The sequence below is a fragment of the Streptomyces sp. NPDC046862 genome, assembly GCF_040704615.1.
Classification (GTDB): Bacteria; Actinomycetota; Actinomycetes; order Streptomycetales; family Streptomycetaceae; genus Streptomyces.
Map to the genome: position 1 here is coordinate 90,518 of NZ_JBEYXP010000016.1, position 23,676 is coordinate 114,193.

Annotated in this window: 21 protein-coding genes; 5 read left to right on the top strand and 16 right to left on the bottom strand. The window is 70.3% G+C overall.

Annotated features, from left to right (window positions below):
* Positions 1–320: 320 nt before the first annotated feature.
* Positions 321–896 carry a hypothetical protein gene (locus AB0959_RS19725; RefSeq protein WP_366827696.1) on the bottom strand — a complete coding sequence of 192 codons (576 nt, stop codon included), beginning with the start codon at positions 894–896 and terminating at the stop codon, positions 321–323.
* A gap of 622 nt (positions 897–1,518) precedes the next feature.
* Between AB0959_RS19725 and AB0959_RS19730 the strand changes: the two genes are divergently transcribed.
* Positions 1,519–3,369, top strand: a complete 1,851-nt coding sequence (locus tag AB0959_RS19730) for a peroxidase family protein (RefSeq protein ID WP_366827697.1) — start codon at positions 1,519–1,521, stop codon at positions 3,367–3,369.
* 15 nt (positions 3,370–3,384) lie between these two features.
* On the opposite strand, the gene AB0959_RS19735 is transcribed toward AB0959_RS19730, so the two are convergent.
* From AB0959_RS19735 to AB0959_RS19780, 10 genes are all read right to left on the bottom strand, one after another.
* Entirely contained in the window at positions 3,385–4,170 is a 786-nt protein-coding gene (locus AB0959_RS19735) for a GntR family transcriptional regulator (protein ID WP_366827698.1), read from the bottom strand.
* A gap of 82 nt (positions 4,171–4,252) precedes the next feature.
* Positions 4,253–5,203, bottom strand: a complete 951-nt coding sequence (locus AB0959_RS19740; RefSeq protein WP_366827699.1) for an SIS domain-containing protein — start codon at positions 5,201–5,203, stop codon at positions 4,253–4,255.
* A gap of 2 nt (positions 5,204–5,205) precedes the next feature.
* Positions 5,206–6,099: a PfkB family carbohydrate kinase gene (locus AB0959_RS19745; protein WP_366827700.1), complete on the bottom strand. Its 894-nt coding sequence runs from the start codon at positions 6,097–6,099 to the stop codon at positions 5,206–5,208.
* Positions 6,096–6,545, bottom strand: a complete 450-nt coding sequence (locus AB0959_RS19750) for a secondary thiamine-phosphate synthase enzyme YjbQ (protein WP_366827701.1) — start codon at positions 6,543–6,545, stop codon at positions 6,096–6,098. The genes AB0959_RS19745 and AB0959_RS19750 overlap by 4 nt, the downstream gene beginning before the upstream one ends.
* A gap of 46 nt (positions 6,546–6,591) precedes the next feature.
* Positions 6,592–8,823, bottom strand: a complete 2,232-nt coding sequence (locus AB0959_RS19755; protein ID WP_366827702.1) for an ADP-ribosylglycohydrolase family protein — start codon at positions 8,821–8,823, stop codon at positions 6,592–6,594.
* 7 nt (positions 8,824–8,830) lie between these two features.
* Positions 8,831–9,655 (bottom strand): carbohydrate ABC transporter permease, encoded by an 825-nt coding sequence (locus AB0959_RS19760; protein WP_366827703.1) that lies wholly within the window; start codon positions 9,653–9,655, stop codon positions 8,831–8,833.
* Entirely contained in the window at positions 9,652–10,596 is a 945-nt protein-coding gene (locus AB0959_RS19765) for a sugar ABC transporter permease (RefSeq protein WP_366827704.1), read from the bottom strand. The genes AB0959_RS19760 and AB0959_RS19765 overlap by 4 nt, the downstream gene beginning before the upstream one ends.
* Before the next feature lie 79 nt (positions 10,597–10,675).
* Complete coding sequence (locus tag AB0959_RS19770) at positions 10,676–12,031, bottom strand: ABC transporter substrate-binding protein (RefSeq protein WP_366827705.1); 1,356 nt, start codon at positions 12,029–12,031, stop codon at positions 10,676–10,678.
* 114 nt (positions 12,032–12,145) lie between these two features.
* Positions 12,146–13,078 carry a nucleoside phosphorylase gene (locus tag AB0959_RS19775; RefSeq protein ID WP_366827706.1) on the bottom strand — a complete coding sequence of 311 codons (933 nt, stop codon included), beginning with the start codon at positions 13,076–13,078 and terminating at the stop codon, positions 12,146–12,148.
* A 12-nt stretch (positions 13,079–13,090) separates the two neighbouring features.
* Positions 13,091–14,008 (bottom strand): PfkB family carbohydrate kinase, encoded by a 918-nt coding sequence (locus AB0959_RS19780; protein WP_366827707.1) that lies wholly within the window; start codon positions 14,006–14,008, stop codon positions 13,091–13,093.
* A gap of 163 nt (positions 14,009–14,171) precedes the next feature.
* Here AB0959_RS19780 and AB0959_RS19785 point away from each other — a divergent pair, with 163 nt between their 5' ends.
* Entirely contained in the window at positions 14,172–15,128 is a 957-nt protein-coding gene (locus tag AB0959_RS19785) for a nucleoside hydrolase (RefSeq protein ID WP_366827708.1), read from the top strand.
* Positions 15,129–15,236: 108 nt separating this feature from the next.
* On the opposite strand, the gene AB0959_RS19790 is transcribed toward AB0959_RS19785, so the two are convergent.
* The 5 genes from AB0959_RS19790 to AB0959_RS19810 form a co-directional block, all read right to left on the bottom strand.
* Positions 15,237–16,097, bottom strand: coding sequence for a 3-hydroxybutyryl-CoA dehydrogenase (locus AB0959_RS19790; protein ID WP_366827709.1), 861 nt, complete (start codon positions 16,095–16,097; stop codon positions 15,237–15,239).
* A gap of 106 nt (positions 16,098–16,203) precedes the next feature.
* Positions 16,204–17,175, bottom strand: a complete 972-nt coding sequence (locus AB0959_RS19795; RefSeq protein WP_366827710.1) for a PDR/VanB family oxidoreductase — start codon at positions 17,173–17,175, stop codon at positions 16,204–16,206.
* A 19-nt stretch (positions 17,176–17,194) separates the two neighbouring features.
* A complete protein-coding gene (locus tag AB0959_RS19800; RefSeq protein ID WP_366827711.1) occupies positions 17,195–18,385 on the bottom strand; it encodes an acetyl-CoA C-acyltransferase in 1,191 nt (396 codons plus the stop codon).
* 30 nt (positions 18,386–18,415) lie between these two features.
* Positions 18,416–19,021: a histidine phosphatase family protein gene (locus AB0959_RS19805; protein WP_366827712.1), complete on the bottom strand. Its 606-nt coding sequence runs from the start codon at positions 19,019–19,021 to the stop codon at positions 18,416–18,418.
* Positions 19,022–19,061: 40 nt separating this feature from the next.
* Positions 19,062–20,597 (bottom strand): AMP-binding protein, encoded by a 1,536-nt coding sequence (locus AB0959_RS19810; RefSeq protein ID WP_366827713.1) that lies wholly within the window; start codon positions 20,595–20,597, stop codon positions 19,062–19,064.
* A gap of 194 nt (positions 20,598–20,791) precedes the next feature.
* Between AB0959_RS19810 and AB0959_RS19815 the strand changes: the two genes are divergently transcribed.
* From AB0959_RS19815 to AB0959_RS19825, 3 genes are all read left to right on the top strand, one after another.
* A complete protein-coding gene (locus AB0959_RS19815) occupies positions 20,792–22,030 on the top strand; it encodes an acyl-CoA dehydrogenase family protein (protein WP_366827714.1) in 1,239 nt (412 codons plus the stop codon).
* A 62-nt stretch (positions 22,031–22,092) separates the two neighbouring features.
* Entirely contained in the window at positions 22,093–22,857 is a 765-nt protein-coding gene (locus AB0959_RS19820; RefSeq protein WP_366827715.1) for an SDR family oxidoreductase, read from the top strand.
* Between the two features lie 3 nt (positions 22,858–22,860).
* Positions 22,861–23,646 carry a ThuA domain-containing protein gene (locus AB0959_RS19825; RefSeq protein WP_366827716.1) on the top strand — a complete coding sequence of 262 codons (786 nt, stop codon included), beginning with the start codon at positions 22,861–22,863 and terminating at the stop codon, positions 23,644–23,646.
* The last annotated feature ends 30 nt before the right edge of the window (positions 23,647–23,676 follow it).

The window sequence follows — 23,676 nt, forward strand, 5'->3', positions numbered from 1 at the left end:
GTCTTCGACGGCGTCTTGGTTGTCGAGCTCGAAGAACCTCCGCCGTCATCGGAACATCCACTCGCGGCAACGATCATCACAAACGCGGCCGTCCCCACGACGGCCAGGCGGAAACGCCTCATCACAACTCCACAATGAGTGAGGCCCGATGTCTGAGGGGCCGATGAACGCATACTCGCTGATCATGGATTCTCTGCGGTCCACGGTGCCGATGGCTGCCCCGAGATTCACTGAAATGGCGGTGAGCGGAGCCGGAGTGCACTTCCGCCTTCGCCGAGCCGACTTCGACGCGCTCGGTGCGGCGGGGCAGGCGCGCCGAACTAGTGGTTGTCCGGAGGCGGCGGATGATCGGGTGTGCCGGCGTCCGTCGGTGCGCGGTCACGGGGTTTCCGCGGGACAGCGAAGTCGGGATACACCAGAGCGTCTCCCGTCCCCCACTTGAAGGCGAGGGCGCAGAGCACGAACAGCTCGGTCAGGAGAGCGAAGACGAAACCCAGCCACAGCCCGACGCCGGTGTTGACGTGCGCGCCGGTGAGCGAGGCCGCCAGCTGGCTGTACAGGTTTGCCAGATCGGAGACGTCAGCGACCTTCACCACGTAGATGGCCAGGAGGATCGAGGACGGTACGAATGCTCCTCTTACGTACTTCCTGTTGACCGTTGCCAGGGCTGCGGTCAGGAAGGCGATCGTGGCGAGTGCTGTGACGATGATCAGTGCCGGACCTGCCGACTGTGACCCTTCGCCGAAGGCGTTCACGCTGTCACCCTCACTCGTGAGCCAGGGCGGGAAGAGCATGACGAAGCTCAGGAGAGCCGAGAATGCGGCTGCGGCGAGGGGCCAGTCCCGTGACGCCTTGAAGCGCAGCGAGTAGCGCGGACGGCGAGCGGTGATCGTCATGCGTCCTCCTGGGAGGTCCACCGATCCCGGGGCAGAATCCGACCGCGGACGTGCTACGGGCGGTTGCCTGGTCACTCCACCGTGGCCCGCACGTGTGGCTGTCGCACGTCGCGCGTCACCCGATTGGAGTAGTGCGGAGGGGGTGTGAGGCATTCGCAGAGCCGCTCTGGTCGCTCCAGTCAGCGCCATCGCTCTCGGAGACCGCCACCATCCCTGAAGGGGCGCCCTCGCAGACGAAGGCACCGAGCCCATGCGCGTCGCGTCACTGTTCCGGCGGCCGAGCGGGTGGCTCTCACGGTGGCCGGGATCGGGAGGACGTCCGGCAGAAACACTGCTCGGGGGAGCCGCGCCGACGCGCAGGTCTGTTTCATGGAGGACACCATGACCGGAGAGAGTGTTGCCGGCAGGCGGTCGGCGGCGGTTCTTGGGCAGGCCGGCATCCGGATCTTCAAAGGGACCGCCGGTCTGCTCGCACCCCCGCGCCCTGCCAACAGACTCGACCGGGGCCCGAGCCAAATCCCGCCGATGTCCACGCCTTGTGTCCTGCACCTGCTCGATGGGGCGCTCCAACGACGTCGGCTGCCGAAGCCAGCACTGTCGAAGCATCCGCAAGGAGGACCTGATGACCGGCCAACGACCGTCCGACGGCGGCGAGAGCCTCGGCTACCGCCGCACACTGCCCTGGCGCATCGTCAATGGCGTCGCAGAGTACCTGGACCGCAGGATCGGCTGGGACAAACTGCCCGTCCCGCTCGGCCTCACCACCCTGCTCGGGCTGCGCGTGAAACTGCGGCAGGAGAACCTGCACGACACCAACCGGATCCCGGCGGCCGACGTCCCCGAGCCGACCCCGCGCAACGGCACCACGCACCTGGTCAACCGGACCGCGGACGGTAGTTACAACGACCTGGACCAGCCGCGCATGGGCATGGCGGGCACCCGCTTCGGCCGGAACATCCCGCTGGACAAGATCCCTCCGGTCTCGCCCGCCGACGTGCTCTCCTCGCCCAACCCGCGCGTGGTCAGCCGCGAACTGCTCACCCGGGACGAGTTCATCCCCGCCGAGACCGTGAACTCCCTCGTGGCGGCCTGGCTGCAGTTCATGGTGCGTGACTGGTTCAGCCACGGCACGAGCCCCACGGACCGGCCCTGGACCGTACCGCTCCTCGACGACGACCCCTGGCCCGAGCGGCCCATGCAGATCATGCGCACCCCCGACGACCCGACCCGCGCACCTCACGTCCCGGCCGGGACGCCCGACACGCGCGTCAATGTCTCCTCGCACTGGTGGGACGCCTCCCAGATCTACGGGTCGAGTGAGGAGGAGCAGCGCGCCCTGCGCTCCGGGGAGAACGGCAAGCTGCGCCTGTGGGGCGACGACGGCACGCCGTTCCCGCCCGACCCGGACCGCGACCCGTCCCGGGTGCCCGGCTTCTGGCTGGGGCTCGCGATGATGCAGACGCTGTTCACCAAGGAACACAACGCGATCTGCGACCATCTGCACGCGCAGTACCCCGGCTGGGACGACGAGGAGCTCTTCCAGCGGGCCCGGCTGGTCAACGCCGCTCTCCTCGCCAAGATCCACACGGTGGAGTGGACCCCGGCGGTCATCAGTCATCCGACCACCGTCACCGCGCTGCGTGCCAACTGGTGGGGACTCGCGGGCGAGCGGGTGCACAACCTCTTCGGACGCATCAGCGGCTCCGAGGTGATCAGCGGCATCCCCGGCGACGAGACCGACCACTACGGTGTTCCGTACGCGATGACCGAGGAGTTCGTCGCTGTCTACCGCATGCACCCGCTGGTCCGCGACGACTGGCACCTACGAGCAGCCGGCCACGACCAGACACTGCGGGAGGCCACCTTCCGCGAGCTCGCCGGCTCCGAGGCTCTGAAGCTCATGGACACCATCCCCATGCGTGACCTGCTCTACAGCTTCGGCACGCTGCACCCGGGGCTGGTCACCATGCACAACTTCCCGAAGTTCCTGCAGGAGTTCCAGCGGCCGGACGGTAGCCTGCAGGACCTCGCGGCCACCGACATCCTGCGCAGCAGGGAACTCGGCGTCCCGCGCTACAACGAGTTCCGCAGGCTGCTGCGCCTGAAGCCCGCCAAGAACTTCGAGGACCTCACCGACAACCGGGACTGGGCCGACCAGATCAAGCGGGTCTACGACGGCGACATCGAGAAGGTGGACCTGACCGTCGGCCTGTACGCGGAGAAACTCCCCGCGGGGTTCGCCTTCAGCGACACCGCGTTCCGCATCTTCATCCTCATGGCATCCCGCAGGCTCAACAGCGACCGGTTCTTCACCGAGTACTACACGCCCGAGGTCTACTCGAAGGCCGGACTGCGCTGGATCGACGACAACACCATGGGGACCGTACTGCTGCGCCACCACCCGGATCTGCGGACCGCACTGGCCGGAGTGAAGAACGCCTTCTCGCCCTGGAACATCGCCGTTCGGGAATGAAACGGAGCTGAGCACTCACCCCTTGTAATGGAAACGCACCCGGCTCCCCAGCCACACCGTGCGGGTGGTCTCCAGCAGGCGACCGTCGGCGAGGCGGGAGACCGACCAGATCACGAACAGGGCGGCGTCGAGGGGTGTGTTGAGCAGCCGGGCCTCATCGGGGTCGGTCGTTCCGACCTCCAGGTAGTGGTCGACGTCGGCCGGGTCGAGCCCGTAGCTCTCGCGGAGCGTGCGCGAAAGGGAGCCACGGTCGAGGCTCCGTCCGCGCAGGCCGGGGACGAGATCGTCCGGGATCCATGAGTCGGTCAGCCCGATCGCGCGCTCGTTGACGAGATGCAGACGCTTGAGGTGCAACCTGGGCAACGCCGCTTCGTCGGCATCGATCAGCCGGGCCAGCTCGTACGGCTCGGGCCGGGCGTGCTCCTCGCCGAGGAGGACGGACTCGGTGGACAGTCCGGCCTTTTGGAAGCGATCCCGCCACGGCACGGTGAGGCCGAGATCGTGCTGCACGGGTTCGGGCCGGTCCGCGACGAAGGTCCCCGCCCCCTGCCTGCGCTCGATGTAGCCGTCCGTCACCAGTGCGCCCAGGGCCTGCCGGATGGTGATGCGGCTGACGCTGTACAGCTCGGACAGCTCCCGCTCGGTGGGCAGTTGGTACCCCGTGGGGAGTTCCTGGTCGATCTGGCGACGCAGATCCCTCTGGACCTGCGCCCACGCGGGCATGGGAGACCTGCGGTCGACAGGGCGGGCGGACCTGAGCACTCGGCCCTTCGCCGCACCGTCGACGGGGGACGCGGGCATAATCGTCTCCATCCGTGAGCCGCGTTGCTCACACCGACCACATTGGTTCAATTGGTCAAGATATTATAACCCATTGGCGTCCTCAAACTTCGATCTTGATGTGTGAGGCGTCCATGTTCACCGCTCCGCCCCGGAACGGCGGGCGTCCCCAGCGCCTCCGCGCCTCGTCGGCGAACCAGGTTCCGGCAACCGCGACGGCCAGGTCGCGGACAAGATCCGCCCGTGGGCCGGAGGCGTCCACCAGATGTGCGGCATCAACCTGGCGCACGGTCTGGCCGGTTGTGCGCAGTGCCCCGGCGAGACGGTCGAAGCGGGCCCGGCCGCGCGGGCCGAGAAGCTGCACGGTGAGGTGGGCCTCGGGCCCGATGAAGTAGTCGACGTGGCCACTCTCCTCCAGCGGTACGCTGCGAACCGCCAGCCCGCACGCCTCGATGATCTTCAGCGACCAGAAGTCGGCGCCGGCCCGCAGTTCGGGCAGGGACAGCACGGAGACGGCGGCGGGCATGGCGGCCGGTAGTTCTGCCGCCGCGGCGTCGACGAGCGTGCACACCCGGTCGAGGGCGGCGGCGAGATCGGCGTTGACGGTGGAGGTGTCGGTCCCGCAGACGGCGGCGACGCCCTGGGCGAGCATCAGATGCCCGGCGCAGGGCACCACCTCCTCGACCGCCAGCGTGGGCACCTTCTGCACGGTGTCGGCGCTGTCGGCGAGCGGAGAGCCGGGTTGCGAGGTGACGGCGACGGTTCTGAGTCCCGCGTCCCGGGCGATGCGCAGGGCCCGGACGGTGGCGCCGGAGGTTCCGGAGTGGGAGATGCCCACCAGGGTGTCGCAGCCGGCGGGAACCGTGCCGTTCCATGTGACGTCGCCCGCCGAAAGGGCCCGGTGCCCGGCCGCGGTGGCGATCAGCGCGGAGGCGAGGGAGTCGCCGGACCCGACGAAGACCGCTCGTCCGGGCTCGATGACAGTACCGGTGGGGGTGGCGGGTGTCGCCAGCAGCGCGCTGCGCAGAGCCTGGCGTTCGGCGGTGGTGGGCATGGTCAGCTCTCCTTGCGGGTGGTGATGCCGGGGTGAGGGCGGGGGAGGGGGGTGGCTTCGGTGAGCGCCAGATGTCCCCAGTCCGCGAGAGCGGTGCGTGCGACCGCCACGCCGAAAGCGGCCGCTTCGACCAGTTCGGCTCCGCCCGCCAGCGCGGCCACGACGGCGCCGGCCGAGGAGTCGCCCGCGCCGGTGGTCTCCACGACGGAGACCAGCCGGTCGCGCACCGACCACGTGTCCTCGCCCGCGACCACATAGACACCATCCATGTCCAGGCGGGCCACGACCGGGACCCGCAGACGGGCGGCGAGGTCCCGGGCGGCGCGGCGGGGGTCCGGGTCCAGCAGCTTGAGCTGGACCCGGCTGGGCAGCAGCACGGTGTCGGGGGTGCAGATCGCGACCGCGTGTGCCGCGCCGTCGCGGGCGATCAGCGCCTGGTGCGGGTCGAGCCCGACGCGGGTGCCCGGGACGGCGGCGGGGCGTTCGGCCGGCGCGGAGGCCACCAGCCCGTCGAGTCCCTCGAAGAACGCGGGGGGCGGGAGCGGTGGCTGAGGGTCGTCGGCCTCCGCGGGGCCGCCGCGCTCCAGTTCGGTGCCCGCGGGAGGTTCCAGGGAGACGATGCGCCTGCCCCGTGCCGAGGCGAGGACCCACACACGGGGTACGTCCGGCACCGCGAGGCAGTGCCGGCGGTCCCATCCGAAGCGGTCGGCCAGGGCGGCGAACCGGTGGTCGGCCTCCGGGAGAGGGCAGGTGAGCCGGATGCCTGTGCCCTCGACGAGCCGGGCCCCGAGAGCGGCGTACAGCGCGGGCCCGCCGGGGCACGAGAAGCGTGCCCCGGCGGGTTCCGACACCAGGTGGTCCACCGACAGACCGGCCTGGATGCCGACGACGCTCACGGGTGGAACCGGGAGAAGGCGTACTGCACGGTGCGATCCCTTGGTCCGTCCAGCTCCAGCAGGTACACGCCCTGGCTGTGCCCGATGCCCAGTTCACCACCGATGACCGGCAGGGTCAGCGACTGGGTGCCGAAGACACAGCGGACGTGCGCGGCGGCGTCCTGGGGTCCGTCGTGGAGATGGACGAAGGGGCGGTCCACGGGTATCTGGCTCTCGATGAAGAGGCGGATGTCGTGGAGCGTGGTGCCGTCGACACCGGAATTGAGGATCAGCGTGCAGGTGGTGTGGGGCACGTAGACGGTGAGCGTGCCGTCGCCGAGGCCGGCGGGCAGGGCGGCGCGCAGGCGCGGGGTCAGATCGGTGTAGCCGACGGGTGCGGCGAAACCGTCGACGGGCTTGGTGTTGAGTGTGATCCTCTGCCAGCTGCCGATGGTGGGGGTGCTCATCCGGATGATGCCTTTCGTTCGCGGTCGGTCATGCGGGTAGCCGTGCTCAGGGCGCGGCGGATCTGGTGATCAGGGCGCCGTCGGCCTGGACGGCGCCGCCTTCGACGAGGAACCCGGCGGCTCCGCCCAGGGCGTCCTCGGTGGTGGCGGTCAGCCGTGCGACGCCGTCGACGGTGAGGGTCAGTTCCCGGCCCCGGCAGCGCAGTTCGACGTCGTAGGGCCGGTCGGGCCGGTACTGGAAGGGGGTCTCGGCGAGCACGGTGCGCACGCCGTCGTGCTGGCGCAGCAGCAGGAGGCGGTCGCGGCCGCTGAAGACACCGGCGTGGAAGCGGCGGTGTCCCCGGCTGCGGACCACCAGCCCGGCCGCGTCGTGCAGCGAGAAGGTGAGCCGGCTGGCGATGGTGTAGTCGGTCCAGTCACGGGTGCCGGTGGTGACGACACCGAGGGGCCCGGGATGGGACACGGAGTAGGTGACCGTGAAGTCGGCCTCGAAGTTCTTGGCGGAGCTGACCCAGGGGGCGAGTGCCGCGGGTGTGGTGTCCCAGATGGAGGAGAGCAACAGCCCCTGTTGCTCGAACCGTTCGGGTGCGCCGTCCCAGTCGAGTTCGTGCAGGCGGGCCTCGGCCGGCTGCTCGTCTCCATCCGTGCCCGTGCCCGTGCCCGGGGCCAGGGCCGGGGCGGAGAAGGAGAAGCCCAGCCGGAACGGTACGTGGTTGCCGAGGGCGGGCACCTGCCACCGGACGGTGTGCGGCTCGGGACCGGGAGTGCTCTCCTCCCCGTACCGGGTGGTGACCGAGCCGTTCTCGCCGGTGGCGTAGAGGGCGTACGGCCGTACGCGGATGCCGTGGCCGACGGCGGAGACCCGGGCGGTGATCGTCTGCCCCGGGTAGAGGGAGGGGCTGGCGACGGTGGAGAAGTTGCCGGCGGTCTCGGCCGGGTCCAGGAACGTCGGGGTGGACACGTGCGCGGTGGCACCGAAGCGGACCAGGAGCGCGCCGCCGGGCACGGACGGGTCGTTGCGGACCTCCGGGACTTCAGTGACCTGCGGGACCTCCACGGTGTCGGGGACATCGATGTCCTGGGCGTTCGGCAGGATCGGTCGGCCCGCGTGGTAGCGGCAGGCGGTGAAGCCCTGGACGGATCCCCGGTGGGCGAAGGCGAAGCGGGGGCGGCGCGGCAGTGGTCGGCCGGTGGCCAGCAGGCTCGCCGAGGAGACGATGCGGTCGGCCTCGCGGGTGGCGTCGGAGACGCACTCCCCGCCCTCGGCGGTGACGACGAGCAGCCGGTCGGCGACGCGCGTCCGCAGGTCCGGTCCGGTGGCGAGCGCGTCGAGGCCGAGGCGTACGCCGTTGAGGCAGCCGACGGTTCCGGCGTTGCTGTCGGTGTCGAAGCCGACCGAGGACGCGATGGCCACCGAGCGCGGGAAGTCGTCCCCGGCGGCGATGAGCGCGCCGAGGGACATCGCCAGATTGGACAGGGCGTGGCAGGGGCCGGGGTAGCGGGCGTATCCGTAGTGCTCGTCCACCCAGGCGCGGACGGCCCGCCAGTCCTGGCCGGTCGAGCAGTGCGCGCGTACGTCGTCGAGGAGGGCGCGGACAGCCGGTGACGTCACCACGTGGGCGGCGGTGTCGAGGAGGACGTCGAGATCGGACTCGTCGAAGGCGAGCGCGCGCAGGGCTGCGAGCAGTCCGGCCGACTCCAGGGCGTCGCCGTCGTGGCTGACGGAGGCCGCGGCGCGGGTGAGGGCCGTGGCGCGTTCGGGGTCGCCGGGGCACATCAGGCCGAAGGCGTCGCTGAAGATCTGGGCGCCGATCTGTTCGGAGAGCGTACGGCCGTTGAGCTCGGCCGAACCGCTGTGCGGAGCCGGGATGCCGCGGCGCAGGTTGAGGAAGGCGGTGTGCTCGGTGGAGCGCCCCATGCCACCCCACCACAGAATGGTGCGGTCCTCGATGATGTAGTTGAGCCAGGTGTCACCGACGTCCGCGGGTCCCGGGACGCGGCCGGGGTTGTCGAGGACGGCCCGGGCGAAGGCGAAGGTGCCCGAGATGTCGTCGTCGGCGACGATCAGCGGGATGCCGAGGGCGTCGTTGACATAGGTGGCCACCAGTCCGAACCGTTCGGTGATGGCGGAGTAGGGCCAGCCTTCGACGGGGCGTCCGAGGTAGACCCCGATGATCTTGCCGAGGACTCCGGCGTAGACCTTCTCGGCGTACCGCCGGGAGGTCGTGCCGTTCGTCACGGGGGTCGTGTCGTTCGTCGCGGGGACCGTGTCGTACATCGTGGTGTCACCCCTTGACCGTGCCGCTGGCCATGCCGTCGACGACGAAGCGCTGGAGCGCGATGAAGATGCCCAGGACCGGCAGGATCAGGATCAGAGCGCCGGCCATCATCGCCCCGAGCTGCGTGGAGAAGGTGCCGTTCATCGACAGGAAGCCGAGGGTCACGGTCTGGTGGGCGGGGTCGTGGAGGAAGGTCGAGGAGATCAGGAAGTCGTTCCAGGCGTTGAGGCCGACGATCACACCGACCGTGATCAGGCCGGGCCGCACGACCGGCAGCAGCACGCGGCGGACCAACTGGAACAGGTTGGCGCCGTCGACCAGGGCCGCCTCCTCCAGCTCCTTGGGAACCTGGAGGAAGAACGTCCGCATCAGGAACGTCGCGAACGGCATGTTGATCGCGGCAAGGATGACGCCGACGACGAACACGTTGTCGAGGAGGCCGAGGGCGGCCACCCCGGCGTACAGCGGGAAGACGAAGAGCTGGATCGGCACCGTCATGGCCATCGTCAGATAGGTCATGACGACGGGCCACATACGGATCTTCTGCCCGGCGAGCACATAGCCGGCCATGGAGGAGCACAGCAGCACCACGATCACGGTGGTACCGGTGAGCTGCACGCTGTTGAGGAATCCGCTGCCGAAGGCGCCGTACTCCCAGGCCGTGCGGAAGTTGTCCAGGTTGAAGGACCCGGGCAGCGCGAGCGGACTGCGGGTCAGGTCGCCTTGCGCCTTGAAGCTGTTGAGCAGGACCAGCAGCAGGGGGAAGAGCGCGGTGGCGGCGAACACCAGTAGCACGATGTGCGCCACGAGGTTCTTGGAACGCTTTCTCATGACTCCAGTTGCCTCCGGCTCATCCAGGTGTAGACGCAGGACGCGATCAGGCCGAAGAAGCTCATGATCAGGCCGACGGCGGACGCCTTGCCGAACTCGAAGGCGGAGAAGGCGAAGGCATAGGCGTAGGTGCCCATCACCTCGCTGGAGTGCGCGGGCCCGCCTTGGGTGAGCAGGTAGACGTAGTCGAACGCCAGGAAGGAGAAGATCACGGTCATCACGCCCATGAGCAGCAGAGTGGGGCGGATGCTCGGCAGATAGACGTGCCGGAAGACCTGCCAGGAGCCTGCTCCGTCGACGATGGCGGCCTCGACCTGGTCGACGGGGGTCTGTCGCATCGCGCCGAAGTAGACGACCGTGAGGAATCCCCAGTAGTGCCACATGTCCACGGCCGCCGCCGCGTACAGCGCGCCGTTCAGGCTGGACAGCGGGGAGGTGAGATGCAGCCCCATGGCGTCGAGCGCGGAGATGAGGCCGCCGTCGGGGTTGTAGATGATGTTCAGCCAGACCAGGGCGTTGACCACGGGGGCCAGGACGTACGGCATCAGATAGACGACCTGGTAGAACGTGCGGGTGCGGCGGCGGCGCAGCAGGAGCCAGGCGGTCAGCAGTCCGATGACGGCGGGCAGGGTCAGGAACAGCACGAGCCACTTGATGTTGTTGCCGAGCGCCGTGGCGAAGACGGGGTCGTCGAGGATGGCGGTGAAGTTCCGCAGTCCCACGAAGGGTTTCGGGAAGCCGCTGCCGTTCCAGTCGGTGAACGCGGCGTACGCGGTGAGGGCGCCGGGGACGACGACGATCAGTGCGGACAGCAGCAGGGCCGGGGCGACCAGGAGGTGGTTCGTCAGCGAGCGACGCCGTCGCAGTCGGCGCCCGGCGGGGGAGACGGCCTGGGGGGCCGGGTGCTCGGATCGCGGAACGAGGGTTGCCGGAGCGGTCATGGGCGAATTCCTCCGGGCGTCGGCCGCCGGGCCTTGAGGGGTTCCGGCGGCCGAGCCACGATCCGACGGTGGGCAGCGGTCACGAGGCGGGCTCGGGAAGCGGCGGCACCAGGCCCTTCGCCTTCTCGCCGTCGAAGGTCTTCTGGACGTCGGCCAGGAAGCTCTTGGCGCTCTCGGTGCCGAGCCAGACGCTGTCCACGTCGGTGAAGGCGGTGGCCGTCGCGGGCGGGAAGAAGGTGCCGGCGAACAAGCCGTAGTCGCCCTTGTTCACGGTCGCGATGGTGTCCTTGGCGGACTCGACGAACGCCTTCGACAGGCCGGTGTAGGAAGCGGGATCGAGGTTGAAGTCCTTGAGCGGGACGGCCCAGTAGCCGGGCCAGCTCTTGTTGATCTGCTGGGCGAACTTCTCGCTCATCATGTAGTCGATCACCTCGGCCGCCCCGTCCTTGTTCGGCGAGTGCGCGTTGATCGACAGCGACGCGGTCGTGCCGAGCGTGGTGGCCGGAGAGGGCAGGCCGGGGGTGACGTTCGGGAAGGTGGTGAACCCGAGATCGGCGATGTTGCCGGCCTTGTCGTTGAAGTACGAGTCCGCGAACTGGAAGGCCAGGGTGGGGCCGAAGAAGAAGGGCGACTTGCCCTCGGCCAGGAGCTGCATCGACTCCAGGAAGTTCAGGTTGGCGTAGTCCTTGCCGCCGAGGTAGCCCTCCTTGTAGAAGGCGGCGGAGGCCTCGACGGCCTTGACGATCTTGGGGTCGGTCCACTTGGTGGTGCCCTGGAGCGCGTCGTAGACGGCCTTCCCGCCGGCCACATGGGTCAGGAACATCGAGATGTAGTTCTGGTTGACCGGCTTCCAGCCCTTGTTCCCGGTGACCGAGGCGTACATCCCGGCGTCCTTCGCCTTGTTCATGGCGGCGACGAGTTCGTCATAGGTGGTGGGGACGCCCACGCCGAGTTTGGCCAGGACCTTCTTGTTGTAGAAGATGCCAAGGCCCTCCAGGGAGTTCGGCAGGGAGTAGAGCTTGCCGTGCATGGTTCCCGACTCGTACATCGGGGCGAGGACGCGGTCCTTCCAGCCGTACTTCTCGGCGTAGGGCGTCATGTCGGCGAGCTTGCCCTGGGTCGCGTAGGCGGCGGCGAAGGCGGGGCCGGAGCCGTAGACGATGTCGGGGCCCTTGTTGGCCGACAGGGCGACCTGCACGTTCTTGTCGACCGCGTTGTTGAAGGTCACCTGGAGCTTGTACTTGCTCTGCGACCTGTCGAATCCGCCGACCAGCACATCGCGCATCACCTTCTGCTGCTGGGGCGAGGCCCCCCAGAACCACAGCTGGAGGGTCTTGGTGCCCGAGCCGCTCACAGACGTACCGCTCGAGCACGCCGTGAGGACGAGCCCCGCCGCCATCAGCCCCGCACCGAGAACACTGCTTCGCGATCTCATCACCTACAGCTCCTTCACTTACCGCACATCGGCCCTTTCGAGCAGCCGGGGGTGTCGACGGCGCCAGCAGAATTGGCGCTATGGATATATACTTATGACCAATCCTTCGCAGCGTCAATGCTTTTCGGCCACGCCGTTGGCGGGGTGTGAGGCGGCCCGCCAGGAGACCCGGCCGCCGGAGGCCGCACGCATGGCGTCCAGCCGGGCCAGCCGCACGACTCCGCGCAGCGCCACGTCCATGGCGGCCACATGACCTGCTCCGGCGGTGAAGGGCCGGTCGGCGACGACGTTGTCGGCGACCGAGCAGACCGAGCCCCCGCGCTTGCCGAAGAGTGCCGCGAGCGTCACGATCGCGGCCGACTCCCGGTCGCCGTTGAGGACCCCGGCGCGAGCCCAGACCTCCAGGACGTCCTGGTGCCACGGCTGGAAATAGGCGCCCACGCCGGGACGGCCCACGCCGACGAAGTCGGAGTCGCTCGAACGGGTCACGCCCTGGTGGTAGGCGCAGCCCAGTTCCTCGGCGGCCAGGGACATCGCGAGCACCACGTCGTGGTGGGCGACGGCCGGGTAGGACGCCGGAACGTACGCGCGGGTCATCCCCTCGTCGCGCACCACACCCGTGGTCACCACGACATCGCCGGGCTCGGCCCGCGGATGGATGCCTCCGGAGCCGCCGACCCGGACGAAGGTGTCCGCCTCGGTGAACTCCAGCAGCTCGTGCATGACCAGCTCGGCCTCCGGTGAGCCGCTGCCTCCGGAGACCACGGTGACGGGCACACCCTCGTAGCCACCGGTGTACACGGTGAACATCCCGGAGCTGCCGATGCGTTCGGCGTCGTCGAGGCGTCCGGCGAACTGTTCCGCAGGGTCCTCGTCATAGGCGCACAGCGGGTCGCGGACGGTGATCAGCACATACCGGGCGACCTGCTCCGGGGTGATGCCGGACAGCGCGGGCCGGCCGTCCACCAGCAGCCCGCGCCGGGGCAGACTGCCGGAGAACCGGTATTCGTCGTAGAGCCGGGCGGGGTTCCAGTCGGGGCCGGTCACGGCGCACCTCCATCAGGGCAGCGGGACGACCGGGACGTCCTCGGCGAGCTTGCGGACGGTGGCGCGGACCTGGTCGTCGACGGAAGGGGCGCCGTACCCTGCGATGACGAGGGCCGCGGCAGCGGCGGCGGCCCGGCCCGCGGCCAGGACGTCGCCGGTTTCGGCCCAGGCGGCCAGAAAGGCCCCGGAGTAGGCGTTGCCACCGCCCGTGGGGTCGGCCACCGGTCCGGGTGCCGCCCCCACGTGCCACCGCCGCTGGCCCTGCCGGACCAGCGATCCCGCCGCCCCGCAGCGCAGCACCGTCACCGGCGCCGCATCCCCCAGAACGCCGAGGGCGGCCGACGGATCGGACCGGCCGGTGAGCGCCGCGGCCTCGGTGCTGTTCAGCGATAAGACGTCCACCAGACCGGCGAGTTCCAGGACCCGGCCGCTCAGCCCGGGTGTGCAGGCGTTGGCCGCGATCTCCCACAGCACCGGGCCCCGCCAGCGGGTGCGCGCCTCGGCTGCCTCACGCCAGAACCGCTCCTCGGTGTCGTGGAAGAGATAGGCGCCGGCCATGTGCTCGTCCGGTAGTGGAGACCGGCTCGGATAGGGGGTGTGCGCCGCGAAATGCTGGTCACCGTACAGGGATTCCTCTACGCGTTCCCCGTCCGGCAGATACCGGATCCGGGTGACGGGGCTGTGCCGGCCGACCACGAACAGGCCCGACGGGTCCACCTCGCGGCGGCGGAGCCACTCGGTGAACCGGGGCCGGTCGGCGGCGCCCACGCCGGAGACGACCGCGGCGCGCCCGGGGCCGGTGACCAGGCTGGCGCCCACGCCCGCGTACGCGCCGGCCCCGCCGACGGAACGGGCCTGGAAGCAGCCGTCGGCGCCGTACACCTCGTCCGTCACGGCGTGGGAGAAAACGGCCAGGAGTCCGTGTGACACTTCGGCCCCCTTCGGTCGGGCGTGGCCGCCGCTGACGTTCGCCGCCGGAGTCCCGGCGGGAGCCTGCACCCCCATTGAAACTTATGGTTGTTATATCTACAATACCTTTCTGTCGCCGAGCTTCACCGCACGGAAACGACAGGCACGTTCACGAGGGGCGCGGATGAAGAACCTTCTGATCGACACCGACCCCGGCATGGACGACGCCCTCGCGATCCTCCTGGCCCTGAAGTCGAAGAACCTGCGCACCCGCGCGGTCACGGCCGTGACGGGCAACCTGCCCTCCGACCGCACCGCCGCCAACGCGCTGCGAGTCCTGGATCTGCTCGGCCGCGACGACATCCCCGTCGCGCAGGGCCCCCTGCTGCCCCTGGGCGGCGACTACCCGGTGGACCCCTTCTCGCACGGCAGCGACGGCCTCGCCGAGTCGCACTTCCCGCCACCGAGCCGCGACATCGACCCGCGCCCGGCGGCACAGCTGATAGTGGACACGGTCAACGCCCACTCCGGAGACATCGCCATCGCCGGACTCGGCCCCCTCACCAACATCGCCCTGGCCCTGGAGATCGACCCGAGACTGCCCGAGAAGGTGGACAAGCTCGTCATCATCGGCGGCTCCTTCGGCTTCACGCCCTACGCCTGGTCCCAGGCCACCGGCGACAACGCGGTCAGCGAATGGAACATCTTCGTCGACCCCGACGCCGCGCACATCGTCTTCCGGGCCGGATTCGACCTGACCGCCGTCGGACTCGACATTGCCACCCACCCCCGTATCAACTTCCGCCCCGCCGACCTGGTCCGGCTGCGCGGGGCCGGCACGCCCGAGGCCGACCTGGCCTCCCGCGTCGTCGGCTTCGTCAACGGGCGCGGCTATCAGTCGTACTGCTCCCTGATCGACAGCGTCGCCGTCGCCGCCATCGCCGATCCCACCCTTGTCGAGTGCACCCGGATCCGCTGCGACGTGGAGAGGAAGGGCGAACTCACGCGCGGCATGACCGTCGTCGAGCGCCGGGCCCACCACGCCCGCGAGGACCTCCCCACCATCGAGGCCGTCTCCGGCCTCGACTTCGACCGCTTCCTCGACCTGGTGACCGGAGCACTGAGCGAACCCCACGGCTGACGTCCGGCCACGCGGTCCGCCGGCCCCCCGGTAGAGCCGGAACTCCATCTCGTGCCGGACCTATGACGGGTCGGTCGTGGCCGACCTCCGCGCCACCCACGCCATAGTTCAGGCGTCGTAGGTGTGGAAACCGTGGCCGCTCTTTCGGCCGAGGTGGCCTGCGGCGACCATGCGGCGCAGGAGGGCGGGGGGTGCGTACAGCGGCTCCTTGAACTCCTCGTACATCGACTCGGCCACGGCCTGGGCGGTATCGAGGCCGATGAGGTCGAGCAGGCGCAATGGCCCCATGGGGTGGGCGCATCCGAGTTCCATGCCCCGATCGATGTCTTCCGGTTGTGCGGAGCCCGACTCCACCATCCGTACCGCGCTGAGAAGGTAGGGCACCAGGAGTGCGTTGACGATGAAGCCGGAGCGGTCGGGCGCCTGGATGGCCCGTTTGCCCAGCCGCATGGCCAAGTCACGGGCGCGCTGCAGGCTGTCTCCGCTGGTGACGAGAGTGGGAACGAGTTCGACCAGTTGCTGCACGGGCACGGGGTTGAAGAAGTGCATGCCGATGACCTGCGCGGGCCGCTCGGTGGCGACGGCGAGATCGACGACGGGGATCGAGGAGGTGTTGGTGGCCAGGACTGCCGCGGGGTCTTCGACTGCCTTGTCCAGGGCACGCAGGACGTTGGTCTTGATGTCGCGGTTCTCGGCGACGGCCTCGATGACGAACTGGCGGTCGGCCATGTCGCTGAGGTCATGGGTGAACGAGAGCCTGGCGAGAGCTTGGTCTCGCTGTTCCTCGCTGAGCTTGCCGCGCCGTACGCCTCGGTCCAGGGATGTCGCGAGTCGGCGGCGGCCTGCCTTGAGCGCGTCCAGTGTGGCCTCGGCCACGCGGACGTCGAGGCCGCTGCGGGCGCCGACTTCGGCGATGCCGGAGCCCATGAGGCCGCATCCGACGACACCGAGACGTGTAACGGGATCCATCTGAAATCCTCTCTGATGAGTCGCTGCGGTGTGGTTTCCGGGGCCGTGTCGGCCGTTGTGCCGTCCCGCGGGCGCACGGGGCGACGCGGCTAGCTCATGATCGCCGTCACAGGTCGAGGACCAGGCGAGGGCCGCATGAGCGGGAGACGCAGATGAGCATGGTGTCGCCGGCGGCCCGCTCGGCCTCCGTCAGCAGTGAATCCCGGTGGTCGGGCCTGCCCTCGAGTACGTCGGTCTCGCAGGTACCGCACGTGCCTTCCCGGCAGGAGAAGTCGACCGCGACGCCGGCCTCCTCCACGGTTTCGAGCACCGAACGGTCCGGGGGCACGGTGAGGGTGAGCCCGGAACGGGCCAGCTCCAGCTCGAAGGCCCCGGTCGGGCCGGTTTCGGCCGCCCGTGCCGGGGCGAACCGCTCGACGCCCAGTGTGCCCGGCGGCCAGCCCGCGCACTGCTCCCGCACCGCCTCCAACAGGGGTTCGGGACCGCAGGCGTGCACCAGGGTGCCCTCCTCGGGGTCGCCGAGATGGGCGGCGAGGTCCAGCAGGCCGTACTCGTCCTGCGGACGGATGAGCACGCGGTCCCCGTGCGAGGTCAGGCGGTCCAGGAACGCCATGGACGTACGGGTGCGGCCGCCGTACAGCAGACGCCAGTCGGCCCCCGCGGCCGCGGCGGCCTCGACCATGGGAAGGATGGGCGTGATACCGACGCCGCCGGCGATGAACAGATGGCGCGCGGCGGGCCGCAGCGGGAAGTTGTTCCGCGGTCCGCGGACTCGCACCGTGGCGCCTTCGCGCAGGTGGTCGTGGACGTATGCGGAGCCGCCGCGCCCCTGCGGCTCGCGCAGCACGGCGATCTGCCAGGCCCCGCGTTCGGCCGGGCGTCCGCACAGGGAGTACTGACGGACCAAGTGGCCGCCGTCGTCGCCGTCCAGGATTACGTCGATGTGGGCGCCCGGCGTCCAGGAGGGGAGCGGGCCGCCGTCAGAGCGGCGAAGAGTCAGGGAGACGACTCCGTTGGCGGCGAGAGCGCGTGCGGTGACGGTGAGAACTGTCGGGGCCGGGGGCAGCACGTCGTTCATGGTGTTCAGCTCCTGGGGTTCAGGCCTGCGTCGGTACATGCAGCAACAGCGCGTCGCCCTGGCCGCCGCCACCACACAGGGCCGCCGCTCCGCTGCCGCCGCCGCGCCGCCGCAGCTCCGCCGCGAGGGTCAGCACCAGCCGGGCTCCGGTCATGCCGACCGGGTGCCCGAGCGCGATCGCTCCGCCGTTGACGTTCACCCTCTCCAGGGGGATGTCCAGCTCCCGTACGGAAGCCAGGGCCACTCCTGCGAACGCCTCGTTGATCTCGAACAGGTCCAGGTCGGTGGCCTTCAGCCGGCCGTCCCGCGACAGGGCGTCGCGGACCGCGCCGGCCGGCTGGACGAGCAGTGAGGGATCGGGGCCCGCCACCGTGCCGTAGGCACCGATCTCGGCGAGCGGTGTCAGGCCTTCTCGCCGGGCGCGTTCCGCGCTCATCACGACGAGGGCCGCGGCGCCGTCGGAGAGCTGTGACGAGTTGCCCGCGGTGATGGTGCCCGCGGGGGAGAAGGCAGGCTTCAGGCGCCCGAGGCCGTCGGCCGTGCTGTCCGGCCGTACGCCCTCGTCGGTGTCCACCACCGTCTCGCCCCGGCGTCCGGTCACGGTGACGGGGGTGATCTCCTCGGACAGCGCGCCCGACTCCTGGGCGCGGGCGGCCCTTTGATGGGACAGCGCGCTGTACTCGTCCTGTTCCTGGCGGGTCAGGGCGAACGGCTGCTGGTAGCGCTCGGTGGCCGCGCCCATGGAGACGCCGTCGAAGGCGCAGACGAGGGCGTCACGGTCGAGGGCGTCCTCCGCGGCGGTCGTGCCGTACTTCCAGCCGGTGCGCGATCCGCGCAGCAGGTGCGGCGCGCCCGACATGGACTCCATGCCCCCGGCGACGACCACCTCGTGTCGACCGGAAGCGATCATGAGGTCGGCCAGGGCGATGGCGTGCAGACCGGACAGACAGAGCTTGTTGACGGTACCGGCCGGGACGGAGAACGGAATGCCGGCACGGATCGCCGCCTGCCGAGCCGAGTTGGGGCCGGCTCCTGCCTGTACGACATGACCCATGACGACGGCTTGCACGGCCGCCGGGTCCAGTCGGACGGTGGCCAGGGCCGCTGCGATGGCGTGGGCGCCGAGGTCGACCGCGGGCAGGGTACTAAGGGAGCCCATGAGTCTGCCGATGGGCGTCCTTGCTCCCGCGACGATGACGGATCCGGGCATGACCGGAACCTCCTGGGGTGTGGGGCGAGGTCAGGCGACCGAGTCGACGGCGCGTTCGGCGATCATGTGGGCCATCTCGTTCACCGAGTGCGGGACGATCCGGCCGCCGGGCATGCGCCGCACCCGGCTGACGGACGTGTAGCCGGGATGGAACCAGAACATCCGGGGCAGGCCGAGCACCGTCGCCAGGTAGGTGTTGGTGATGCCGCCGTGGCACACGGCCGCGACCCGCCCGCCGGGATGGGCGTCGAGGATGGTGTCCATGGCCCGCACGGCACGCGCGCGAAAGGCGTCCCAGTCCAGGTCGGGCACGAAGTCCTCGAAGCGTCCCTCGGCGAGAGCCGCCGCCCGGGGATCGCCCGCGCCGATCTGCTCCGGCGGTGTGTAGGGCTGGGACACGTCCGTGTCCCACTCGCGCAGGTCGTCGAGGACGGTGGCGGTCATGCCGGTGAGCCGTTCCAAGGGCGCGACTGTCTCGCGGGCACGCCGGAACGGGCTGGAGTACAGGGCGTCGACGCCCTCGTGCGCGAGCCAGGCGGCGAGGCGTTCGGCCTGGACGGTGCCCTCCGGCGACAGCTCCGGGTCGAACACACCCGCCACGGGGAGGCCGTGCCGGACGAGGAGGAGTTCGGTCATGGATGGTCCTTGGTGCGTGGGAGAGGTGGGCGGGGGTGGCTCAGCCGGCGATGGTCCGTTCCGAGCTCCAGTAGGGTCGCCGCATCGCGCGTTTGTCGAGCTTGCCCATGGCGTTGCGCAGGAGCTCGGGAACGAACTCGTACGACTTCGGGCACTTGTAGGCGGCCAGGTGCTCGCGGCAGAACCGGTCCAGCTCATCGGCTGGCGGCTCGTCCGCCGCCACGACCAGCGCCCGCAGGGACTCACCGAAGTCCGGGTCGGGCACGCCGATGACCGCGACCTCCGCGACCGCCGGGTGCTGCCGCAGCACGGCCTCGCTCTCCGCCGGGTAGAGGTTGACCCCGCCGGAGACCACGACGTCCGCGGCCCGGTCGGTGATGAAGATGTAGCCGCCGGCGTCGACATAGCCGATGTCGCCGAGCGTGAAGACGCCGGGGGAGAGATAGGCGGCCCTGGTCTTGTCCGGGTCCGCGTGGTAGCGGACGCCGTGGTCATCCGGCGCGCGGAAGGCCAGCAGCCCGCGTTCGCCGGGCGGCAGTCGCCTGCCGTCCTCATCGGTGACCAGGACCTCGAACGGTGGCCGGACACGCCCGACCGAGCCGGGGTGAGCCAGCCACTCGGCGCTGCTGATGCGAGCCACGGTTCCCGCCTCGCTGGCGCCGTACGACTCGGTCAGCACCGGCCCGAACCAGTCGATCATGGCTCGCTTCACGTCCGGCGGACATGCGGAGCCGGTGTGGGAGACCTGCCGAAGGCTGGAGACGTCGTACTGGGCGCGGACCTCTTCCGGAAGGGCGAGCAGCCGTTGGAAGTGGGTCGGCACCATCACGGTCGAGGTGACCTGCCACTTCTGCACACTGCTGAGGAACGCCTGTGCGTCGAATCTGCCGAGGGCGACCACCGGCTGACCGGCCGCCAGGTGCCGCAGCGAGGTCAGCGGCGCGTTGTGCTGCAGGGGGCCGCACACCAGGTGTGGTCCCGGAGGGAATCCGGGGCGGGCGGACATCGCGGCGAGGTAGGCGGAGGCGTCGGCGACCGGAACGCTCACCCAGCGCACCTCGGTGCCGCGCGCCCGTCCGGTGGTTCCCGAGGTGTAGACGAGCGGGGGCCGGGCGGGCCGGTCGGTCGCTGCGGTCCGTCCGGCGGGTGCGGCCGCCAGCCACAGGTCCCAGTCGAAGGCGTGCCCGATCGCCGTGGTCCCGTGTATCACCAGCGGTAGCCCCAGTTCCCGGGCCGCGTCGAGGGCGGTGCCCGCGCCGATGGGGCCGGCGACGATCCCGGTCACGCCCGCGTCGATGATCTGGTCGACGAGCTCGCCGGAGGTGAGGTTCCGGGATGTGGCCACGGTCCCCACACCGGCGTGCAGGCCTGCCAGATGTGCCACCAGCGTCGGGATCGCGTTGTCGCCGAGGACGGCGACACGGTCGTCGGGTCCGGGCGCCAACTCCAACAGCCGTGCCGCCGCCCGCGCCACCTGGTCGGCGAGGCCGGACCAGGACAGCACGCCCAGGTCGTCCGCCAGGGCGGGCTCGTCGGGTGTCTCGTGGGCGCGACGGTCGAGTGGCAGCAGCGACATGGCTCCTCCGGCGGCTCCTCGGTCCTCTCCCGATTCAACGGAGAGGGGATGCTGAGACTGTAGCGTTTATCAAGAAAGTGCGGAACACTCTGATCCCGGACGGAGGTATTTCCGCATGATTCTGTGGTCAGGACTGCGCAAGTGCCGATAGTCGTTACTGAATCTGTCGTCTGGTAAGTGCCAGAGGAGGAGTCATGTCCCAGCCCGACCCGGAGGCATGGCGCGCACAGGCCCGGCAGTGGTTGGCCACCGCGCTCGAACCCGCACGGGCGACCGGATCCGCCGGTGACACCGCCGACTTCGCCGTGTTCCACAACCTTCCCGAGGACGAGGAGCGCCTGCTGCTGGAGCGTTGCCGCGTCTACCAACGGGCCCGCTTCGACGCCGGCTACCAGGCGCTGACCCTCCCCGCGGACAAGGGCGGCGCGGGCCTGACCGCCGCTCACGCGGCCGTCTTCGCCGAGGAGGAGTCCGCCTTCGAGGTGCCGCCGTCCACCGAGTTGATCAGCGTCACCGTGCGCTTGGTCGCGATGGCCGTCTCGCTGTTCGGGACGGCCGAGCAGCGCCGCGACCACGCACGCGCGTTCCTGCGCACCGACCTGCTGGCCTGCCAGTTGTTCAGCGAGCCCGGTGCCGGATCGGACCTCGCGGCCCTGCGCACCCGAGCCCGGAGGGAGGACGGGGACTGGGTGATCGACGGTCAGAAGGTGTGGACCTCGGGAGCCCAGTTCGCCGACTACGGTCTGCTGCTCGCCCGCACCGACCCGGACGTGGTCAAACAGGCCGGCATCACCGCCTTCCTGGTCCCTCTGGACGCCCCCGGAGTCGAGGTGCGCCCCATCCGTCAGATGAGCGGCGGCGCATCCTTCAACGAGGTCTTCCTCAGCGGCGTACGCGTCCCGGACCGCCTGCGGGTCGGGCGACCGGGCCAGGGCTGGGAGGTCGCCACCACCACCCTCGCACTCGAGCGAACCGCCTCCGGCAGCGCCAACCGCCGCAAGGGTGGCACCTTCCCGGACGTTCTCGCCCTCGCCCGCTCCCTCGGCCGCACCCAGGACCCGCTGGTCCGCCAACGCCTCGCCGACCTGTACATACGCGCCGCCCTGCGCGCGGCCACCGTCGAGCGCGTGGCCCGGACGAGCGTCGCCGGCGGTCGGCCGGGTCCGGAGGCGTCGTTGACCAAACTCATGGCCTCCGACCTGCTCACCCGCACGGGACAGCTCGCCGCCGAGCTGATGGGAGCGCGGATCAGCGCCGACACCGGGGAACCGGGCACCTTCGCCTGGACCCAGCATCTCCTTGGCGCCCCCGGCTACCGGCTGGCCGGAGGCACCGATCAGATCCAGCGCAACCTGATCGGCGAGCGGGTGCTGAAACTGCCGCCGGAGCCGCGGGCGGACAGGGCGCCGTTCTCGCAACTGCCCGGCAACTGAAGGGACATTCCCGGCACCTGAGTGGCCGGGGCCGTGTCGGCAATCACAAAGGAGTGAGATCGATGGATCTGGGACTGACGGGCGCGAGGGCGCTGGTGACCGGTGCGAGCCGGGGCATCGGCCGGGCGGTCGCCGGAACTCTCGCGGCGGAGGGCTGCGTGCTGGCGCTGTGCGCCCGGGGCGAGGAAGGGCTGGCCAAGGCCGCCGCCGAACTGCGCGGTGAGGGGGCCACGGTGTTCGCGGAGCCGGTTGACGTCACCGATCCGGCGGCCCTCGCGGGCTTCGTGGAGCGGGCGGCCGGTGAACTCGGCGGCCTGGATTTGCTGGTGTCCAACGTGTCGGCGGGAAACGTCAAGGGCCCCGAGTCGTGGGAGGCCAGTCTGCGCGGCGACCTGATCCCGTTCGCGGGACTCGTCGAAGCGGCCCTACCCCACCTGGAGGCCTCCGACCGGGCCGCCGTCGTGGCCATCGGCACCACCAACGCCTCCGACACCGCGCGCCCGGCCGGAGCGAACTCGTACTCCGCGCTCAAGGCGGCCGTCGTCCAGCACGCCTCCGCCCTCGCGCACGCCCTTGCACCGAAGGGCATCCGCGTCAACACCGTCTCGCCCGGCCCCATCGACTTCCCCGGCGGCGCCTGGGAGACCATCCGCACCAGCCGGCCGGAGGTGTACGAGGAGGTGCTCGCCAAACTGCCGATCGGCCGCTACGGCACGGCTCAGGACGTGGCCGCGGCGGTGGCGTTCCTGCTCGGGCGGACCGGCTCCTTCTGCGTCGGGGTCAACCTCGTGGTGGACGGCGGGCTCCTCACCCGCGTCCAGTACTGAGCCGTGGCGGGCCCCGCCGGCCGCCTGGACGCCGTCATGGTCTGTGGTGGCCGCTGGCACGACTTCGACCACGCGCGGCTGCGGCTGCTGGAACTGCTCGGTGAGCACCCGAGAGTGCGGACCACGGTGTACCAGGACTACGACTGCGTGGCCGCCCTCGACCGGGCCGACCTGCTGGTCACCTACACCTGCGACGTCCGGCCCCGCCCGGCCCAGCGGGCCGCACTGACGCGTTTCGTCGAGCGGGGCGGGCGCTGGCTCGCCCTGCACGGCACCAACGCGGTGATCGAACCGCCGACGGGTGGCGGCCCGAGGGTGTTCACCACTCCACGGCTCCTCGGGGAAGTGGCGCAGGCGCTCGGCAGTCAGTTCCTGGCCCACCCGCCCATCGGGCCGTACGAAGTGAAGGTGACCCGGCCCGAGCATCCGCTGGTCGCCGGGATCGGACCGTTCACGGTCACCGACGAGCTGTACGTGTGCGAGCTGCACGGGGACCTGGAAGTCCTGCTGCACACCGAGTACACGGGGCCGTGCCGCGGTTTCGCCGAGGGCGACACGGCGGCCCTCGACGAGGAGCCGCGACCGGTGCTGTACCTCAAGCGGCGCGGCCTCGGCGAGGTCTGCTACTTCACCCTCGGGCACTGCCGGGGCCGCTACGACATACAGGACCTCGGCGTGGACGACACCGGCCGCGTGGACGTGGGGCCGTGGCGGACACCGGAGTTCCTGACGGTGCTGCGGCGCTGTGTGGAGCGGGCGGTGGACACGCCGTACAGGGCCGGCGCCTGAGCGAGTCGGGCGCCGGTCCTGTACGAAGCG

Coding starts and splice junctions, on each gene's coding strand:
- AB0959_RS19730 (WP_366827697.1), top strand. CDS start 1,519: ATGACCGGCCAACGACCGTCCGACGGCGGCGAGAGCCTCGGCTACCGC.
- AB0959_RS19800 (WP_366827711.1), bottom strand. CDS start 18,385: ATGCCCGGATCCGTCATCGTCGCGGGAGCAAGGACGCCCATCGGCAGA.
- AB0959_RS19725 (WP_366827696.1), bottom strand. CDS start 896: ATGACGATCACCGCTCGCCGTCCGCGCTACTCGCTGCGCTTCAAGGCG.
- AB0959_RS19770 (WP_366827705.1), bottom strand. CDS start 12,031: ATGAGATCGCGAAGCAGTGTTCTCGGTGCGGGGCTGATGGCGGCGGGG.
- AB0959_RS19795 (WP_366827710.1), bottom strand. CDS start 17,175: ATGAACGACGTGCTGCCCCCGGCCCCGACAGTTCTCACCGTCACCGCA.
- AB0959_RS19790 (WP_366827709.1), bottom strand. CDS start 16,097: ATGGATCCCGTTACACGTCTCGGTGTCGTCGGATGCGGCCTCATGGGC.
- AB0959_RS19805 (WP_366827712.1), bottom strand. CDS start 19,021: ATGACCGAACTCCTCCTCGTCCGGCACGGCCTCCCCGTGGCGGGTGTG.
- AB0959_RS19820 (WP_366827715.1), top strand. CDS start 22,093: ATGGATCTGGGACTGACGGGCGCGAGGGCGCTGGTGACCGGTGCGAGC.
- AB0959_RS19735 (WP_366827698.1), bottom strand. CDS start 4,170: ATGCCCGCGTCCCCCGTCGACGGTGCGGCGAAGGGCCGAGTGCTCAGG.
- AB0959_RS19740 (WP_366827699.1), bottom strand. CDS start 5,203: ATGCCCACCACCGCCGAACGCCAGGCTCTGCGCAGCGCGCTGCTGGCG.
- AB0959_RS19755 (WP_366827702.1), bottom strand. CDS start 8,823: ATGTACGACACGGTCCCCGCGACGAACGACACGACCCCCGTGACGAAC.
- AB0959_RS19815 (WP_366827714.1), top strand. CDS start 20,792: ATGTCCCAGCCCGACCCGGAGGCATGGCGCGCACAGGCCCGGCAGTGG.
- AB0959_RS19810 (WP_366827713.1), bottom strand. CDS start 20,597: ATGTCGCTGCTGCCACTCGACCGTCGCGCCCACGAGACACCCGACGAG.
- AB0959_RS19785 (WP_366827708.1), top strand. CDS start 14,172: ATGAAGAACCTTCTGATCGACACCGACCCCGGCATGGACGACGCCCTC.
- AB0959_RS19765 (WP_366827704.1), bottom strand. CDS start 10,596: ATGACCGCTCCGGCAACCCTCGTTCCGCGATCCGAGCACCCGGCCCCC.
- AB0959_RS19750 (WP_366827701.1), bottom strand. CDS start 6,545: ATGAGCACCCCCACCATCGGCAGCTGGCAGAGGATCACACTCAACACC.
- AB0959_RS19760 (WP_366827703.1), bottom strand. CDS start 9,655: ATGAGAAAGCGTTCCAAGAACCTCGTGGCGCACATCGTGCTACTGGTG.